This window comes from Saccharopolyspora antimicrobica, assembly GCF_003635025.1.
Lineage (GTDB): Bacteria > Actinomycetota > Actinomycetes > Mycobacteriales > Pseudonocardiaceae > Saccharopolyspora > Saccharopolyspora antimicrobica.
On the sequence record NZ_RBXX01000002.1, the window covers coordinates 1 to 16,744 of the forward strand.

At 67.4% G+C, this 16,744-nt stretch carries 12 protein-coding genes and 2 rRNA genes; all 14 read right to left on the reverse strand.

The genetic code is table 11. The features are described 5' to 3' along the window. Positions 1-2,402, reverse strand: a 23S ribosomal RNA gene (locus ATL45_RS00620); the annotation flags it as partial. Positions 2,403-2,622: 220 nt separating this feature from the next. Beyond that, positions 2,623-4,144 (reverse strand): 16S ribosomal RNA (locus tag ATL45_RS00625). A gap of 600 nt (positions 4,145-4,744) precedes the next feature. Then, positions 4,745-6,019, reverse strand: coding sequence for a tyrosine--tRNA ligase (gene tyrS, locus ATL45_RS00630; RefSeq protein ID WP_093159721.1), 1,275 nt, complete (start codon positions 6,017-6,019; stop codon positions 4,745-4,747). A gap of 33 nt (positions 6,020-6,052) precedes the next feature. After that, a complete protein-coding gene (locus ATL45_RS00635; protein ID WP_093159724.1) occupies positions 6,053-6,676 on the reverse strand; it encodes a DNA-3-methyladenine glycosylase in 624 nt (207 codons plus the stop codon). Positions 6,677-6,710: 34 nt separating this feature from the next. Then, positions 6,711-8,132, reverse strand: coding sequence for an argininosuccinate lyase (gene argH / locus ATL45_RS00640; protein ID WP_093159726.1), 1,422 nt, complete (start codon positions 8,130-8,132; stop codon positions 6,711-6,713). Between the two features lie 77 nt (positions 8,133-8,209). Further along, on the reverse strand, positions 8,210-9,211 hold the full coding sequence (locus tag ATL45_RS00645) for an argininosuccinate synthase domain-containing protein (RefSeq protein WP_093159729.1): 1,002 nt from the start codon (positions 9,209-9,211) through the stop codon (positions 8,210-8,212). Positions 9,212-9,222: 11 nt separating this feature from the next. Beyond that, the gene (locus ATL45_RS00650; protein WP_093159731.1) at positions 9,223-9,732 is read right to left on the reverse strand and encodes an arginine repressor; all 510 of its coding nucleotides are present in this window, start codon (positions 9,730-9,732) and stop codon (positions 9,223-9,225) included. Further along, positions 9,729-10,655, reverse strand: coding sequence for an ornithine carbamoyltransferase (gene argF / locus ATL45_RS00655; protein WP_093159734.1), 927 nt, complete (start codon positions 10,653-10,655; stop codon positions 9,729-9,731). Before argF ends, ATL45_RS00650 begins: the two co-directional genes overlap by 4 nt. Beyond that, on the reverse strand, positions 10,655-11,884 hold the full coding sequence (locus tag ATL45_RS00660) for an acetylornithine transaminase (protein ID WP_256258598.1): 1,230 nt from the start codon (positions 11,882-11,884) through the stop codon (positions 10,655-10,657). Before ATL45_RS00660 ends, argF begins: the two co-directional genes overlap by 1 nt. A gap of 89 nt (positions 11,885-11,973) precedes the next feature. Then, positions 11,974-12,885, reverse strand: a complete 912-nt coding sequence (argB, locus tag ATL45_RS00665) for an acetylglutamate kinase (RefSeq protein WP_093159738.1) — start codon at positions 12,883-12,885, stop codon at positions 11,974-11,976. Next, the gene (gene argJ, locus ATL45_RS00670; RefSeq protein WP_093159741.1) at positions 12,882-14,042 is read right to left on the reverse strand and encodes a bifunctional glutamate N-acetyltransferase/amino-acid acetyltransferase ArgJ; all 1,161 of its coding nucleotides are present in this window, start codon (positions 14,040-14,042) and stop codon (positions 12,882-12,884) included. The genes argB and argJ overlap by 4 nt, the downstream gene beginning before the upstream one ends. Further along, positions 14,039-14,446, reverse strand: a complete 408-nt coding sequence (locus tag ATL45_RS00675; protein ID WP_093159744.1) for an ACT domain-containing protein — start codon at positions 14,444-14,446, stop codon at positions 14,039-14,041. Before ATL45_RS00675 ends, argJ begins: the two co-directional genes overlap by 4 nt. Beyond that, the gene (argC, locus tag ATL45_RS00680; RefSeq protein WP_093159746.1) at positions 14,443-15,471 is read right to left on the reverse strand and encodes an N-acetyl-gamma-glutamyl-phosphate reductase; all 1,029 of its coding nucleotides are present in this window, start codon (positions 15,469-15,471) and stop codon (positions 14,443-14,445) included. The genes ATL45_RS00675 and argC overlap by 4 nt, the downstream gene beginning before the upstream one ends. Before the next feature lie 145 nt (positions 15,472-15,616). Then, on the reverse strand, positions 15,617-16,663 hold the full coding sequence (locus ATL45_RS00685) for an NAD(P)-dependent alcohol dehydrogenase (RefSeq protein WP_093159749.1): 1,047 nt from the start codon (positions 16,661-16,663) through the stop codon (positions 15,617-15,619). Positions 16,664-16,744 lie beyond the last annotated feature (81 nt).

Genomic DNA, 16,744 nt, shown 5'->3' on the forward strand with positions numbered 1-16,744 from the left:
TGTCCCCGATCCGGATCACGGACCCGAGTTAGATGCCCAGAACGACCAGAGTGGTATTTCACCAACGACTCCACACCCACTAGCGTGAATGCTTCACAGTCTCCCACCTATCCTACACAAGCCGAACCAAACACCAATACCAAGCTATAGTAAAGGTCCCGGGGTCTTTCCGTCCTGCCGCGCGAAACGAGCATCTTTACTCGTACTGCAATTTCACCGGGCCTGTGGTCGAGACAGCGGAGAAGTCGTTACGCCATTCGTGCAGGTCGGAACTTACCCGACAAGGAATTTCGCTACCTTAGGATGGTTATAGTTACCACCGCCGTTTACTGGCGCTTAAATTCTCCGCTACACCCTTACGGGTTCACGGGTCCTCTTAACGTTCCAGCACCGGGCAGGCGTCAGTCCATATACATCGCCTTACAGCTTCGCATGGACCTGTGTTTTTAGTAAACAGTCGCTTCTCCCTGGCCTCTGCGACCACCACCAGCTCCCACCGCAAGGGTGTTCACCAGCAATGGCCCCCCTTCTCCCAAAGTTACGGGGGCAATTTGCCGAATTCCTTAACCACAGTTCACCCGACCGCCTCGGTATACTCTACCTGACCACCTGTGTCGGTTTCGGGTACGGGCCATGCACACACTCGCTAGAGGCTTTTCTCGACAGCATGGGATCACTCACATCACCACAACGGCTACGCATCACCCCTCACCCACATGGTGTGCGGATTTGCCTACACACCGGGCTACAGGCTTACACCAGTACAACCACTCACTGGCAGAGCTACCCTCCTGCGTCACCCCATCACTTAACTACCGCCCAATCAGGTCCCATGCACCCATCACACTCGTCCGAAGACTCATGTGACAAGCGGATGGTTAGTATCAAAGGTTTCGCTATGGACGCGTATGCACGGGTACGGGAATATCAACCCGTTATCCATCGACTACGCCTGTCGGCCTCGCCTTAGGCCCCGACTCACCCTGGGCGGACGAACCTTCCCCAGGAACCCTTGGTCATCCGGCGGAAGAGATTCTCACTCTTCACTCGCTACTCATGCCTGCATTCTCACTCCCACACACTCCACAACACCTTCCAGTGCTGCTTCACCGCGTGCAGGACGCTCCCCTACCCAACAACACTAATGTGCTATTGGCATGGCTTCGGCGGTGCGCTTCAGCCCCGCTACATTGTCGGCGCAGGACCACTTGACCAGTGAGCTATTACGCACTCTTTCAAGGATGGCTGCTTCTAAGCCAACCTCCTGGTTGTCTCAGCGATCCCACATCCTTTCCCACTAAGCGCACACTTAGGGGCCTTAGCCGATGCTCTGGGCTGTTTCCCTCTCGACGATGAAGCTTCTCCCCCACCGTCTCACTGCCACGCTCAACTCAGATGTATTCGGAGTTTGGCTGATCTCAGTAACCCGCGAAGGCCCATCAACCAACCAGTGCTCTACCCCACCCAAGCAACACGCAACGCTGCACCTAAATGCATTTCGGGGAGAACCAGCTATCACGGAGTTTGATTGGCCTTTCACCCCTACCCACAACTCATCCCCCAGGTTTTCAACCCTGGTGGGTTCGGGCCTCCACACGGTCTTACCCGCGCTTCACCCTGGCCATGGGTAGATCACTCCGCTTCGGGTCTACACCACGCGACTCAGACGCCCTATTCAGACTCGCTTTCGCTCCGGCTACCCCCAACGGGTTAACCTCGCCACGCAGCAGTAACTCGCAGGCTCATTCTTCAAAAGGCACGCCATCACAACTGCTAAGGTTGCTCTGACGGTTTGCAGGCACACGGTTTCAGGAACTCTTTCACTCCCCTCCCGGGGTACTTTTCACCATTCCCTCACGGTACTATCCACTATCGGTCACCAGGAAGTATTTAGGCTTAGCGAGTGGTCCCGCCAGATTCACAGCACCCTCCACGGAAACGCTGCTACTCGGGAACACCATCACACGCATGAATCGCATTTTCGCCTACCGGGCTCTCACCGTCTACGGCCAGGTTTCCCAACCTGTTCAACTAACACGAAACACCACGCTGAGACGTCGGTAGCCGCCTCCAACAGTGCCCCACAACCCCGCACACGCAACCCCTACCAGGTATCCCACGCGCACGGTTTAGCCTCCTCCGCTTTCGCTCGCCACTACTCACGGAATCACCAGTGTTTTCTCTTCCTACGGGTACTAAGATGTTTCACTTCCCCGCGTTCCCCCTCATACCCTATACATTCAGGCATGAGTAACCCGACATCACTCGGGCTGGGTTTCCCCATTCGGACACCCTCGGATCACAGCTCGGTTGACAGCTCCTCGAGGACTATCGCGGCCTCCCACGTCCTTCATCGGCCCCTGGTACCAAGGCATCCACCATGTGCCCTACATAACTTGGCCACAAAGATGCTCGCACCCACTATACAGTTCTCAAACAACAACCAGAAGACAACACCAAGCGTGTTCTCTCAGATACCCAACAGCGGACCATTTCGCCGCGCTACCAGAGCGCAGAAAGTTAGTGTGTTCCACAATCCATTGAGCGTCACAACACGAGAACATTCGCCTCGTCAGTTGTGAACACTCCCAACCAGCGGTTGGGGTGTTTGTTGCTCCTTAGAAAGGAGGTGATCCAGCCGCACCTTCCGGTACGGCTACCTTGTTACGACTTCGTCCCAATCGCCAGTCCCACCTTCGACCACTCCCCCCACAAGGGTTGGGCCATGGGCTTCGGGTGTTACCGACTTTCATGACGTGACGGGCGGTGTGTACAAGGCCCGGGAACGTATTCACCGCAGCAATGCTGATCTGCGATTACTAGCGACTCCGACTTCACGGGGTCGAGTTGCAGACCCCGATCCGAACTGAGACCGGCTTTAAGGGATTCGCTCCACCTCACAGTATCGCAACCCTCTGTACCAGCCATTGTAGCATGTGTGAAGCCCTGGGCATAAGGGGCATGATGACTTGACGTCATCCCCACCTTCCTCCGAGTTGACCCCGGCAGTCCCCCACGAGTCCCCGGCATAACCCGCTGGCAACGTAGGGCAAGGGTTGCGCTCGTTGCGGGACTTAACCCAACATCTCACGACACGAGCTGACGACAGCCATGCACCACCTGTACACCAACCACAAGGGAAACCCCCTCTCAGGGGCTGTCTAGTGCATGTCAAACCCAGGTAAGGTTCTTCGCGTTGCATCGAATTAATCCACATGCTCCGCCGCTTGTGCGGGCCCCCGTCAATTCCTTTGAGTTTTAGCCTTGCGGCCGTACTCCCCAGGCGGGGCGCTTAATGCGTTAGCTACGGCACGGAAACAGTGGAACCCATCCCCACACCTAGCGCCCAACGTTTACGGCGTGGACTACCAGGGTATCTAATCCTGTTCGCTCCCCACGCTTTCGCTCCTCAGCGTCAGTATCGGCCCAGAGACCCGCCTTCGCCACCGGTGTTCCTCCTGATATCTGCGCATTTCACCGCTACACCAGGAATTCCAGTCTCCCCTACCGAACTCAAGTCTGCCCGTATCCACCGCAAGCCAGGAGTTAAGCTCCCGGTTTTCACGATAGACGCGACAGACCGCCTACGAGCTCTTTACGCCCAATAAATCCGGACAACGCTCGCACCCTACGTATTACCGCGGCTGCTGGCACGTAGTTAGCCGGTGCTTCTTATACACCTACCGTCACCCGAAGGCTTCGTCGATGTCGAAAGAGGTTTACAACCCGAAGGCCGTCATCCCCCACGCGGCGTTGCTGCGTCAGGCTTTCGCCCATTGCGCAAGATTCCCCACTGCTGCCTCCCGTAGGAGTCTGGGCCGTGTCTCAGTCCCAGTGTGGCCGGTCACCCTCTCAGGCCGGCTACCCGTCGTCGCCTTGGTAGGCCACTACCCCACCAACAAGCTGATAGGCCGCGGGCTCATCCTGCACCGCCGGAACTTTCCACACCCCACCATGCGGTGAAGTGTCATATCCGGTATTAGACCCCGTTTCCAAGGCTTATCCCAGAGTGCAGGGCAGATTGCCCACGTGTTACTCACCCGTTCGCCACTCATCCACACCCGAAGGTGCTTCAGCGTTCGACTTGCATGTGTTAAGCACGCCGCCAGCGTTCGTCCTGAGCCAGGATCAAACTCTCCAACAATGCTGTTGAACAATCCCAGCAGACACTCAAACCCGAAGGCGAGCGTCATACTCAAAGAAACCACCAACCAAAACCATGTTTGGTCGGGGGCATTAAAGAACACTAACCAAAACAGTCCGCTGTTGAGTTCTCAAAGAACACACCCACACCATCACCACCGGCCATTCAAGACCAGCAAGCTCCGGGGAGCATTTCCTCTGTTCGCTTTCTTGTGTCGGTAACTCTAGCAGGCCCATTTTCGGGTGTTTCAGGGGGGTAGCCCCTCCGTCGCACCGCCGAAACCTCGGCTCGCTATTCGTCCCGACCGCAGTCAAGCGCATTTTCTTCAAAGATCTGGTTTGGGTTCCGAATCCGCGTCCTGACAGGCGCACTGGCCTGCAGTCGCTTTTCCGGTTTCCCGATCGAGGCGCCCACTCTACCACCCTGAGATGGGAGCTTGGTTCGCGACCCCGCGTCAGCCCCGGCCCGGTTTTCCCGGCCCGTGTCGCGCTGACTTGAAACAATTTACGCGCTGATCCACGCCAAGTCAAATCGGCGGGAATCAGCACCGGAAGGAAGCGAACACGCAGGTCAGCGCCCCGTTCCGGTGCTGAATCCAGGCTAGTGCACCACGCGAACGCCCGCAGTGTGACGCTTGCCACGGCGAAGAACCAGCCAGCGGCCGTGGAGCAGTTCCTCCGTGCTCGGAGACCACTCCTCATCAGCGATCTTGACGTTGTTGACGTACGCGCCGCCCTCCTTGATGGTGCGTCGCGCAGCGCCCTTGCCGTTCGCCAGGCCGGTCTCCACCAGCAGGTCGACCAGGCTCGGCGCGTCCGAGAGCCGGACCTCCGCGGTCGGCACCGCGGCCATCGCCGAGTCCAGCGTCGCCTCGTCGAGCTCGGCCAGCTCGCCGCGGCCGAACAGCGCCTGGCTGGCCGCGATCACCTTCCGCGTCGCGTCCGCACCGTGGACCAGCGTGGTCAGCTCCTCGGCGAGGCGCTTCTGCGCGGCGCGCAGCTGCGGTTTCTCCTCGGTGGTGCGCTCCAGTTCCGCGATCTCCTCGCGGCCGAGGAAGGTGAACAGGCGCAGGTACTTCGCCACGTCGGCGTCGGCCGCGTTCACGAAGTACTGGTACCAGGCGTACGGCGTGGTCATCGTCGGGTCGAGCCAGACGTTCCCGCCGCCGGTGGACTTGCCGAACTTCCGCCCCTCGGAGTCGGTGACCAGCGGCAGGGTCAGCGCGTGCGCGGCGACGCCCTGCTGCTTCCGGACCAGGTCGACGCCGGCGATGATGTTGCCCCACTGGTCGGAGCCGCCGAGCTGGAGCAGCGTGCCGTACTTGCGGTTGAGCTGCACGTAGTCGTTGGCCTGCAGCAGCATGTAGCTGAACTCCGTGTAGGAGATGCCGTCGGTCTCCAGGCGCCGCTTAACGGTGTCCCTGGCCAGCATCGTGTTCACCGAGAAGTGCTTGCCGATGTCGCGCAGGAACGCGGTGACCGGCAGGTCGGCCGTCCAGTGCGCGTTGTTCTCCATGATCGCCCCGGTCGGCGAGTCGTCGAAGTCGACGAAGGAGGACAGCTGGGCGCGGATCTTCTCGGTCCACTCCTGCACGGTGTTCTCGTCGTGCAGGTTGCGCTCACCGACGTCGCGCGGGTCGCCGATCATCCCGGTGGCGCCGCCGGCCAGCACCACCGGCCGGTGGCCGGCCTGCTGGAAGCGGCGCAGGGTCAGGATCGGGATCAGGTGTCCGGCGTGCAGGCTCGGCCCGGTCGGGTCGAAGCCGGCATAGAGGGTGAGCGGCCCCTGGTCGAGTTCCCGTCGCAGCGAGTCGAGGTCGGTGGATTGCGCGATCAGTCCGCGCCAGGTCAGCTCGTCGAGGATGTTCTCACTCACGCCTGCCAGTCTCGCTCATGCGAGCAACCGGGTTTACGCCCGGGCCCGGGCTCGGCGGCGGGTGCCGCGGCGGTAGGTGCTGACGGCCGCCGAGCCGTCCACCCAGGTCCGCCACGGCAGGTCCATGGCCGCGGCCACTCCGACGCGCGGGCCGCTGCGGACGTCGTCCTCGGCGACCTGCGTGCCGTTGACCAACCGGATGGGTGACTCCGGGTCGGTGAGGTCGATGCCGTTGTGCTCGCGGGTGATGCCGAGCACGCCCGCCAGCCGGGCCGGGCCGCTGGCCAGCTGGACGTCCTTGCGGACCGCCGGGCGCCGGGACCGCGCCAGGTCCAGGCCGGTGGTGATCTCCCCGGCGCGGAGCAGGACCGCACCGGGGACGCCATCGGTCAGGCACACCACGTTGATGCAGAAGTGCAGCCCGTAGACGAAGTACACGTACAGATGACCGGCCGGGCCGAACATCACCGCGTTGCGCTCGGTCCGGCCGCGGTAGCAGTGCGACGCCGGGTCATCCAGGCCGCGGTAGGCCTCGACCTCGACCAGTCGGACGGCGACCTCGCCCTCGGGGCTGTTCGAGCGCAGCTCGCAGCCGAGCAGCCGCCGAGCCACCCACAGCGGGTCGAGGGCGAGTTCGTCGCGCTTCACCTGGCTCACGGTGAAGACACTACCGGTCGTGTCTGAACCGTGATCACTTAGACAGCCAGTCGCGATGTTCGCGCGCCGCCGAGATCACTCGTTCGCGCTGCTCACGGACGCGGTCCGGAGCGGTGCCGCCGTGCGCGTCGCGGGAGGCGATGGAGCCTTCGACGGTGAGCACCTCGCGCACCTGCGGGGTCAGCGCCGGGTTGGCCGCGGCCAGCTCCTCGTCGGTCAGGTCCTCCAGGCCGACGCCGCGGGCTTCGGCGGTGCGCACGCACTCCCCCGACGCCTCGTGCGCCACCCGGAACGGCACGCCCTGGCGGACCAGCCACTCGGCGATGTCGGTGGCCAGGGTGAAGCCGGCGGGTGCGAGTTCGGCGAGCCGCTCGGTGTGGAAGGTCAGGGTGCCGAGCATGCCCGCCATCGCGGGCAGCAGCAGGTCGAGCTGCTCGACGGAGTCGAAGACCGGCTCCTTGTCCTCCTGCAGGTCGCGGTTGTAGGCCAGCGGCTGCGCCTTGAGCGTGGCCAGCAGGCCGCTGAGGTTGCCGATGAGCCGGCCGGACTTGCCGCGGGCGAGTTCGGCGACGTCGGGGTTCTTCTTCTGCGGCATGATCGAGCTGCCGGTGGCCCAGGCGTCGTCCAGGGTCACGTAGCCGAACTCGGCGGTGTTCCAGATGATCACCTCTTCGGCGATCCGGGAGAGGTTGACGCCGAGCATCGCCAGGCAGAACGCCGCTTCGGCGGCGAAGTCGCGGGACGCCGTGCCGTCGATGGAGTTGTCCACGGCGCCGTCGAAGCCGAGCTCGGCGGCGACGGCCTGCGGGTCGAGGCCGAGCGAGGAGCCCGCCAGCGCACCGGAGCCGTAGGGCGAGTACGCGGTGCGCGCGTCCCAGTCGCGGATGCGCGCCACGTCGCGCAGCAGCGCCTGGCAGTGCGCCAGCAGGTGGTGCGCCAGCAGCACCGGCTGGGCGTGCTGGAGGTGCGTGCGGCCGGGCAGGACGGCGTCGGGGTGGTCGGTGGCCTGGGCGACGAGGGCGTCGACGATGTCCAGGACGCCGCTCGCCACGCGGCGGTTGGCGTCGCGCAGCCACATCCGGAACAGGGTGGCGACCTGGTCGTTGCGGGAGCGGCCGGCGCGCAGCTTGCCGCCGAGTTCCGGGCCGACGCGCTCCAGCAGGCCGCGTTCGAGGGCCGTGTGCACGTCCTCGTCGTCGATCACCGGCTTGAAGGCGCCGGATTCGACGTCGGCGGCCAGGACGTCGAGGCCCTGGAGCATCCGTTCGAGCTCGTCGGCGGTGAGCAGGCCGGCGTGGTGCAGCACGCGGGCGTGGGCGCGGGAGCCGGCGATGTCGTAGGGCGCCAGGCGCCAGTCGAAGTGGGTCGACAGGCTCAGCGCGGCCATCGCCTCGGCCGGGCCGGAGGCGAACCGGCCGCCCCAGAGCTTGGTGGGCTCGCTGCCTTGCTGCGTCACGGGTGTTCCTTCGGTGCTCGTAGTTGCGTTGCGCGGGGTGCCGATCCGTACGAGATCGACGTTCACCCTGGTGACGGTCAATGTCGCGCGAAATTGACCGTCCTCACCCCTTCGGGTGGGCGGTGGTGGCTTGGCCGCAGCGCCGGTGCGGACCCCGCTCGGAGCGAGTCGTACCAGGTCGGGAGGTGCTCGGCGCGGCGGGGTTCCTCGGTGCGCCGGTCGCGGACCATCGCGCGGCCCGCGTGCAGGACGATCCGGACCTCGCCGGAGACCTGGTGCTGCGAGTCCGCGATGAAGGCGTCGAGGGCCTCCTTGAGCGGGGAGAACCACATGCCGTCGCGGACCAGCTCGGTCCAGCGCTGCCCGACGGTGCGCTTGAAGCGGATCAGCTCCCGTTCCAGGGTCACCTCTTCCAGCTCCTGGTGCGCGGTGATCAGCGCGATCGCGCCCGGTGCGCGGTGCCGGTCGTGTCCGACGCCGTGCGCGCCGGCCCGGCGGTTGAGCTCCTGTACGGCTTGCAGCACGGTGACGGTCTCGCCGTCGACGGCCACCGGGACGCCTCGGTCGAACTTGATCGTCAGTTCTTCGGGCCATTCCGGTTCGGCGCGCCAGAAGTCCTGCGGGACAGCGGTTTCCGCGATCCGGCCCCAGACGTTCTGTCCGAGCGCCGGGCTCGCTCCGCCGCTGGGAGCGATGACCGCCAAGCGGGGATCGAGCGCGGCGATGTCGGTCTCGCAGCCGTGCGCGACCGCTCCCGCGCCGAACTCGTCGGCGGCGGCGACGAGGTGCTTGGCGATCAGCGGCCGGGACAACTCCGCGACCAGCGGGTACCGGCCCAGGTGGAGCGCGTGCGCCTGGAGCGCGGGCAGGCAGTACTGCTCGGCGAACTCGTCGCGGGCGTCGACGACCACCGCTTCGGCGGCCCCGCGGTCGAGGGCGCGTCGGCGGATCGCCGCCAGGTCTTCGCCGCCCTGGCCGAGGTCCACCGTGATCGCCACGACTTCGGCCTCGTCGAGCCCTTCGAGGGCTGCGGACGACTCCGCGTCGCCGTAGTAGGCGAGCACCACGCGCTCACTCATCTGCTCCGCTCCTACGTTCTCCCGTTGCTCTCCGCCGCATCGGCGGCACCGGCGGCCATCGCGGTGAACCGCTCGCCCAGCTCGCGGCCGGTGAGCGGTTCGCGGGCGACGATCATCACGGTGTCGTCGCCCGCGATGGATCCGACGACCTCCGGCAGCGAGGCCCGGTCGATCGCGCTGGCCAGGAACTGGGCCGCGCCCGGCGGGGTGCGCAGGACCGTCAGGTTGCCCGATCCGTCGGCGCTGACCAGCAGCTCGCCGAGCAGCCGGCTCAGCCGCGAGGTCCCGCCCTGCACACCGCGGACGGGGCTGCCGTCCTCGGGGATGACGTAGACCGCCGCTCCCCCGTCTGCGCCGCGCAGCTTGACCGCGCCGAGCTCGTCCAGGTCCCGGGACAGGGTGGCCTGGGTGACCTCGATGCCGTCGTCGGCGAGCAGCTTGGCCAGTTCGGTCTGGCTGCGGATCCCGTTGGCGGAGACCAGTTCGACGATGCGGGCCTGCCGCGCGACTCGACTCGTCATGGTCGTCGCACCAACCACGCCAGCAGCGCCTTCTGGGCGTGCAGCCGGTTCTCCGCCTCGTCGAACACCGCGCTGGCCGGGCCGTCGATCACCTCGTCGGTGATCTCCATGCCGCGGTGCGCCGGCAGGCAGTGCAGCACGCTGGTGTCGGCCTTGCCGGTGGCGGCGAGCAGTTGGGCGTTGACCTGGAACGGCCGGAACGGGCTGACCCGGTCCTTGCCGTCGTTCTCCTGGCCCATCGAGGTCCAGGCGTCGGTGACCAGGACGTCGGCGCCGTCCACGGCGGCCTCCGGGGTGCTGAAGAGCTCGACGGAGCCGCCGGTCTCGGCGGCGCGCGCCTTGGCCGCCGCCAGCACCCAGTCCAGCGGCCGGAAGTTCTCCGGGGCGCCGATGCGCACGTGCATGCCCGCGGTGACGCCGCCGACCATCAGCGAGTGCGCCATGTTGTTGGCGCCGTCGCCGAGGTAGGTCAGGGTGAGGCCTTCGAGCTTGCCGTGCCGCTCGCGGATGGTCTGCAGGTCGGCGAGGACCTGGCAGGGGTGGAACTCGTCGGTCAGCGCGTTGATCACCGGGACGCGGGAGACCGAGGCCATCGCGTCGATGCGGGCCTGCGCGAAGGTCCGCCACACCACGGCGTCGACGTAGCGGGACAGGACCCGGGAGGTGTCCTCGATGGTCTCCTCGCGGCCGAGCTGCATCATCCGCCCGTCCACGACGACCGGGTGGCCGCCGAGCTGGGCGATGCCGACCTCGAAGGACAGCCGGGTGCGGGTGGAGTTCTTCTCGAACAGCACCGCGACCGCCTTGGGACCGGCGAGCGCGTCGGAGCCGAGCGGGTCGGCCTTGAACTGGTCGGCGAGGTCGAGGACCTCGGCCTGCTCCGCGGGGGTGAGGTCGTCGTCGCGGAGGAAGTGGCGGGGCATCAGTCGTTCTCCTTGGCAGCGTCGAGCAGCGCGGGCAGGGCGGCGAGCAGTCGCTGCACCTGCTCGGACCGCACGATCAGCGGTGGGGCCAGCCGGATGGCGTCCGGCTGGATGGGGTTGAGCAGGAATCCGGCGTCCTGCCCGGCGGCGGCGATCCTGGCCGAGACCGGTTCGGTCAGGCCGATGCCGATCAGCAGGCCGTCGCCGCGCACTTCGCCGATCAGCGGGTGGTCGAGCTGCCGCAGGCCGGTGACGAGTTCCGCGCCGACCTTGGCGACGTGGTCGAGCAGCCCGTCCTCGGCGATGGTGTCCAGCACCGCCAGCGCGGCCGCGCAGACCACCGGGTTGCCGCCGAAGGTGGTGCCGTGCTGGCCGGGGTGCAGCAGGTCGCCTGCGGCGCCGATGCCGATGCAGGCGCCGATGGGCAGGCCGCCGCCGAGGCCCTTGGCCAGGGTGATCACGTCGGGCACGATGCCCGTGCGCTGGAAGGCGAACCAGGAGCCGGTGCGGCCGATGCCGGTCTGCACCTCGTCGAGCACGAGCAGCGCGCCGTTGCGGGCGGTGATCTCGCGGGCCGCCTGCAGGTAGCCCTCGGGCGGGACGATGACGCCGTTCTCGCCCTGGATCGGCTCCAGGAACACCGCGGCGGTGTTGTCGTCCACTTCGGACTCCAGCGCGGAGACGTCGCCGTAGGGCACGTGCACCACGCCGGGCGGCAGCGGTTCGAACGGCTGCTGCTTGGCCGGCTGGCCGGTGAGCGCGAGGGCGCCCATGGTGCGGCCGTGGAAGCCGCCCCGGGTGGCCACGATCTTGGCCCGGCCGGTGAGCCGCGCGATCTTGAAGGCGGCTTCGTTGGCCTCGGCACCGGAGTTGCAGAACAGCACGCGGCCCGGCGCGCCCACCAGCCCCAGCAGCCGCTCGGCCAGCGCGAGACCCTGTTCGTGCACGTAGAGGTTGGAGACGTGGCCGAGCTTGCCGACCTGCTCGGAGACGGCGCGCACGACGGCGGGGTGGGCGTGGCCGAGGGAGTTGACCGCGATCCCGCTGAGGAAGTCCAGGTAGGTCTTGCCGTCGGCGTCGGTGACCTCGGCGCCCGAGCCGCTGACCAGGGTCAGCTTCGGGGTGCCGTAGTTGTCCATCATGGACGCTTGCCAGCGCTGCGCGCCCGCGGCGTTGCCGGCTGTTCCGCCTCTCCGCGATTCACAGTGGTGGCCGCGTTCCGGATTGATCTCACGTTTCGAGGTTTCTTGTGGCTGAGCTCCGTCACGGTCCCCTGAGGTGCGGTTGAGATGCCCCCCAGTTGGCACAGAATCACTCATCACTTCTCCTCGGTGTTCTGCGCCGGCAGCACCATGGTGCCGATGCCGGCGCTGGTGAAGACCTCCAGCAGCACGGAGTGCGCGAGGCGTCCGTCGATGACGTGCGCCCGCGGGACCCCGCCGCGCACCGCGCGCAGGCACGCCTCCATCTTGGGGACCATGCCCGAGGCCAGGTTCGGCAGCAGCTCCTCGAGCTGGTCGGCGTCGAGCCGGGACACCAGCGACGAGCGGTCCGGCCAGTCCGTGTAGAGGCCTTCGACGTCGGTGAGCACCACGAGCTTCTCGGCGCCGAGGGCCACGGCCAGCGCACCGGCGGCGGTGTCGGCGTTGACGTTGTGCACCACGCCGTCGACGTCGGGTGCGACGGTGGACACCACCGGGATGCGACCGGCGTTGATCAGGTCCAGCACCGCGTCGGGGTTGACCGAGACCACGTCGCCGACCAGGCCGACGTCGACCGCCTCGCCGTCGACGGTGGCGGTGCGGCGCTCAGCGGTGAACAGCCGGGCGTCCTCGCCGGACATGCCGACCGCGTGCGGGCCGTGCTGGTTGATCAGGCCGACGAGCTCGCGCCCGACCTGGCCGACCAGCACCATCCGCACCACGTCCATGGTCTCGGGGGAGGTCACCCGCAGGCCGCCGCGGAACTCGCCCTGCATGCCGAGGCGGTCGAGCATCGAGGTGATCTGCGGGCCGCCGCCGTGCACCACCACCGGGTGCAGCCCGGCCAGGCGCAGGAACACCATGTCGGTGGCGAAGGCCTGCTTGAGCTCGTCGTCGACCATCGCGTTGCCGCCGTACTTGACCACGATGGTGGCGCCGTGGAAGCGCTGCAGCCACGGGAGCGCTTCGACCAGGACGCTGGCCTTCTCCGCGGCGGTGGCCAGCCGGTCGGTGGTTTCCGGAGTCATGAGGAGTAGGCGCTGTTCTCTTCGACGTAGGCGTGGGACAGGTCGGTGGTCAGGATGGTCGCGGCGTGCTCGCCGAGGTGCAGGTCCACCACGATCTCGACCTCGCGGCCGGACAGGTCGGCCTCGCTGCGGTCGCGGGCCTTGGTGCCCGCGGCGTAGAGGGTGACGCCGTTGGTGGCGATCTCCAGCCGGTCGACGTCGATCTCGGCGTCCACCCGGCCGAGCGCCATCGCGATGCGGCCCCAGTTCGGGTCGGAGCCGAAGATGGCGGTCTTGACCAGGTTGTCCTCGGCGATGGTGCGGCCGATGGCGATCGCGTCGGCTTCGCTGACCGCGCCGCGCACGGTGATGTCGATGGTCTTGGTGGCGCCCTCGGCGTCGTCCTGCAGCTGCCGGACGAGGTCCGCGCAGACGGTGGTCAGCAGCCCGGTGAAGTCCTCTTTGGACACCTCGACGCCGGAGGCGCCGGAAGCCAGCACCAGCACGGTGTCGTTGGTGGAGGTGCCGCCGTCGACGTCGAGCCGGTCGAAGGTGACGCGGGTGGCCGCGCGCAGCGCCTCGTCCAGATCGTCGCCGCTGATCACCGCGTCGGTGGTGAGGACGCTGAGCATGGTGGCCAGGTTCGGCGCGAGCATTCCGGCGCCCTTGGCGAAGCCGCCGATCGACCAGCCCGCGTCGTGCTGCCCGAAGGCCTGCTTGGGCTTGGTGTCGGTGGTGAGCACCGCGGTGGCCGCGTCGAGACCGGCCTGCGCACCGCCCGCGAGCGCTCCGTTCGCGGTGTCGACGCCGGGCAGCAGCGCGTCCATCGGCAGCCGCTCGCCGATCAGGCCGGTCGAGCAGACCGCCACCTCGATGGCGCCGACGCCGAGCACCTCGGCGACCTTCTCCGCGGTGGCGTGGGTGTCCTGGAAGCCCTCGGGGCCGGTGCAGGCGTTGGCGCAACCGGAGTTGAGCACCACCGCGCGCAGCTTGTGCTCCTTGAGCACCTGCTGCGACCACAGCACGGGCGCGGCCTTGACCTTGTTGGTGGTGAACACCGCGGCCGCGGCCTGCTGCGGTCCGTCGTTGACGACGAGCGCGAGGTCGCGCTTGCCGCCGGCCTTGATCCCGGCGGCCACCCCGGCCGCCCGGAAGCCGGCAGGTCCGGTCACGCTCATTTGCTCTCCTCGGTCATCTCGACGACGTGCCCGGCCGCGGTGAGCACGGCCGCGGCCTTCCCGGCGGCGTCGGCCGGGACCAGGATCCAGTCGGTGTCGAAGGTGGACAGGGTGAAGACGCTGATCCCGGCGTCGGCCAGCGGCACCAGCAGCGCGGCCAGGATGCCGGTCAGCGCGAAGTCCAGCGGCCCCTGCACCTCCAGCGCCCGGAACGGGCCTTCCACCCGCACGTCGCGCCCGGCTTCGGCGGCCAGCGAGTGCGGGAAGACGATGGTGCGGCCCGCGCGGGTGGTCAGGCTGCCGTGGATCGGCGCGTTGCCGCCGGTCAGCGCCAGGTTGGCGTGCGCGGGCACCATGCCGACGGCCAGCAGCTCGTCGTGCAGCCGGAGCGAGAGACCGGTCACGGGGCCACTCCGACCGTCGGCAGGCCGGTGGTCTCGGGCAGTCCGACCGCGATGTTCATGCACTGCACGGCACCGCCCGCGGTGCCCTTGGTCAGGTTGTCCTCGGCGGCGACGACGATCAGCCGGTCGGCGTCGGGGTCCACGGCCAGCTGGAGGTGGACGGTGTTCGCGCCGAGCGTGGCCGAGGTCTGCGGCCACTGCCCCTCGGGCAGCACGTGCACGAACGGTTCGTCGCCGTAGGCCTTGAGGTAGACCTCGCGCGCGGAATCGGCGCTGACGCCCTCGCGCAGCGCGGCGCTGCAGGTGGCGAGGATGCCACGCGCCATCGGCGCGAGGACCGGCGTGAAGGAGACCTTCACCGGCTCGCCCGCGGCGGCGCTGAGGTTCTGGATGAACTCCGGGGTGTGCCGGTGCGCACCGCCGACGCCGTAGACGCTGGCCGAGCCCATGACCTCGGCGGACAGCAGGTGCGGTTTGAGCGCGCGCCCGGCGCCGGAGGTGCCGGTGACCGCGACGACGACCGCTTCGGGCTCGACGAGGCCGGCGGCCAGCGCGGGCGCGAGCGCCAGCGAGGACACCGTGGGGAAGCACCCGGCGACGGCGACGCGCTTGGCGCCGCGCAGGCGCTCACGCGCGCCGGGCAGTTCGGGAACGCCGTAGGGCCAGGTGCCGGGGTGCTCGCCGCCGTACCAGCGCGACCAGTCCTCGGGGTCGTTGAGCCGGTGGTCGGCACCGCAGTCGATCACCACGGTGTCCTCGCCGAGCTCGGCGGCGATCGCGGCGGAGTGCCCGTGCGGCAGCGCGAGGAAGACGACGTCGTGCCCGGAGAGCTCGGCGGCCGTGGTCTCGACCAGCACCCGGTCGGCCAGCGGCAGCAGGTTCGGGTGGTGCTGCCCGAGCGCGCTCCCGGCGTTGCCGCCCGCGGTCAACGCACCGATCTCCACCTCGGGGTGCGAGAGCAGCAGGCGAAGCAGCTCCCCACCCGCGTAGCCACTGGCACCGGCAACAGCCACTCGAACCGTCATACGGATGATTATGCACCCTCGTGCAATTTCAATCAAACAGCCGTCCGTCACACCACCGCGCCGGGCCGGTGTCGGTTCTTGATACCGCTGATCCACCGCAGGTCAGCGAGGAACGGCGGATCAACTCGACTGAGAACCGAGACCGTCAGCGGTTCTGCGGCAGGTCGGACATGTCCAGCACGAAGCGGTAGCGGACGTCGTTGCGCTCCAAGCGGTCGAGGGCTTCGTTGACGCGTGCGGACGGGAGGAGTTCGATGTCGGCGGTGACGTTGTGCTGGGCGCAGAACTCCAGCATGGCGGCTGTCGCGGGACGGCCGCCGCTGCCCGCGGAGCTGAGCTTCTTGCGTCCTATCAGCAGGTCGGTGGCCTGCACGGTGACCGTACCGAGGTGCCCGAGGTGGCTGAGGGTTCCGTCCAGGGCGACGAGCCCGAGGTAGGGCGTGACGTCGTGCGGGACGGCGATGGTGTCGACGACGACGTCGAACCGGTCCCGGGCTGCGGCCATCTGGCGCTGGTCCGTGGAGACGATCAGGTCGTGGCCGCCCAGCCTGCGGGCGTCATCGGCTTTGTCGGCCGATCGGCTGATGACCGTGGTGTCGGCCCCGAGTGCGACGGCGAGTTTGACCGCGAGGTGCCCGAGGCCGCCGAGGCCGGCCACGGCGACTCGGGTGCCGGGCCCGACGCCGAGGGCTTGCAGCGGCTCCCAGACGGTGACCCCCGCGCACAGCAGAGGAGCGGCGGCCGCGGGGTCGAGCCCGGCGGGGAGCGGGTAGGTGAAGTCGTCGCGGACGATGTACTCGCGGGAGTAGGCCCCCAGCGTGGTGGTTCCGTCGTAGCGGTCGGTGCCGGCATAGGTCAGGGTCGGGAATTCGTGGCAGAAGTTCTCCTGCCCTGCCCGGCACATCGCGCACGCGCCGCACGAGTCGACGATGTTGCCGACGGCGACCTGGTCACCGATGGCGAATCGCGTGACCTCGTGCCCGATGTCGGTCACCACGCCCGTGAACTCGTGGCCCGGCACCAACGGCGCTTCGCCGGTGCGGGTGCGGACGGCGTGGAGATCGGTATGGCAGACGCCGCAGTAGTCCACGCGAACGGCGACGTCGTCGGCCCGCAGTTCCCGGCGTTCCAGCGATGTCCGCCGCAACGTGGTCCCGGCGCGGTCGGCTTGCCAGCCCAGGGTGCTCCTCATGCTACTCCCACAACAAACAGACTGTTCGGTCTATTTCGACGTTAGCCGTAAACCGCCGCCTCGGCAAACCGACTGGTCTGT

Excerpts from the sequence above, each read along its gene's own strand:
- argC (WP_093159746.1), bottom strand. The coding sequence starts at position 15,471 with ATGACGGTTCGAGTGGCTGTTGCCGGTGCCAGTGGCTACGCGGGTGGG.
- ATL45_RS00650 (WP_093159731.1), bottom strand. The coding sequence starts at position 9,732 with ATGACGAGTCGAGTCGCGCGGCAGGCCCGCATCGTCGAACTGGTCTCC.
- argJ (WP_093159741.1), bottom strand. The coding sequence starts at position 14,042 with ATGAGCGTGACCGGACCTGCCGGCTTCCGGGCGGCCGGGGTGGCCGCC.
- ATL45_RS00685 (WP_093159749.1), bottom strand. The coding sequence starts at position 16,663 with ATGAGGAGCACCCTGGGCTGGCAAGCCGACCGCGCCGGGACCACGTTG.
- argF (WP_093159734.1), bottom strand. The coding sequence starts at position 10,655 with ATGCCCCGCCACTTCCTCCGCGACGACGACCTCACCCCCGCGGAGCAG.
- argB (WP_093159738.1), bottom strand. The coding sequence starts at position 12,885 with ATGACTCCGGAAACCACCGACCGGCTGGCCACCGCCGCGGAGAAGGCC.
- ATL45_RS00645 (WP_093159729.1), bottom strand. The coding sequence starts at position 9,211 with ATGAGTGAGCGCGTGGTGCTCGCCTACTACGGCGACGCGGAGTCGTCC.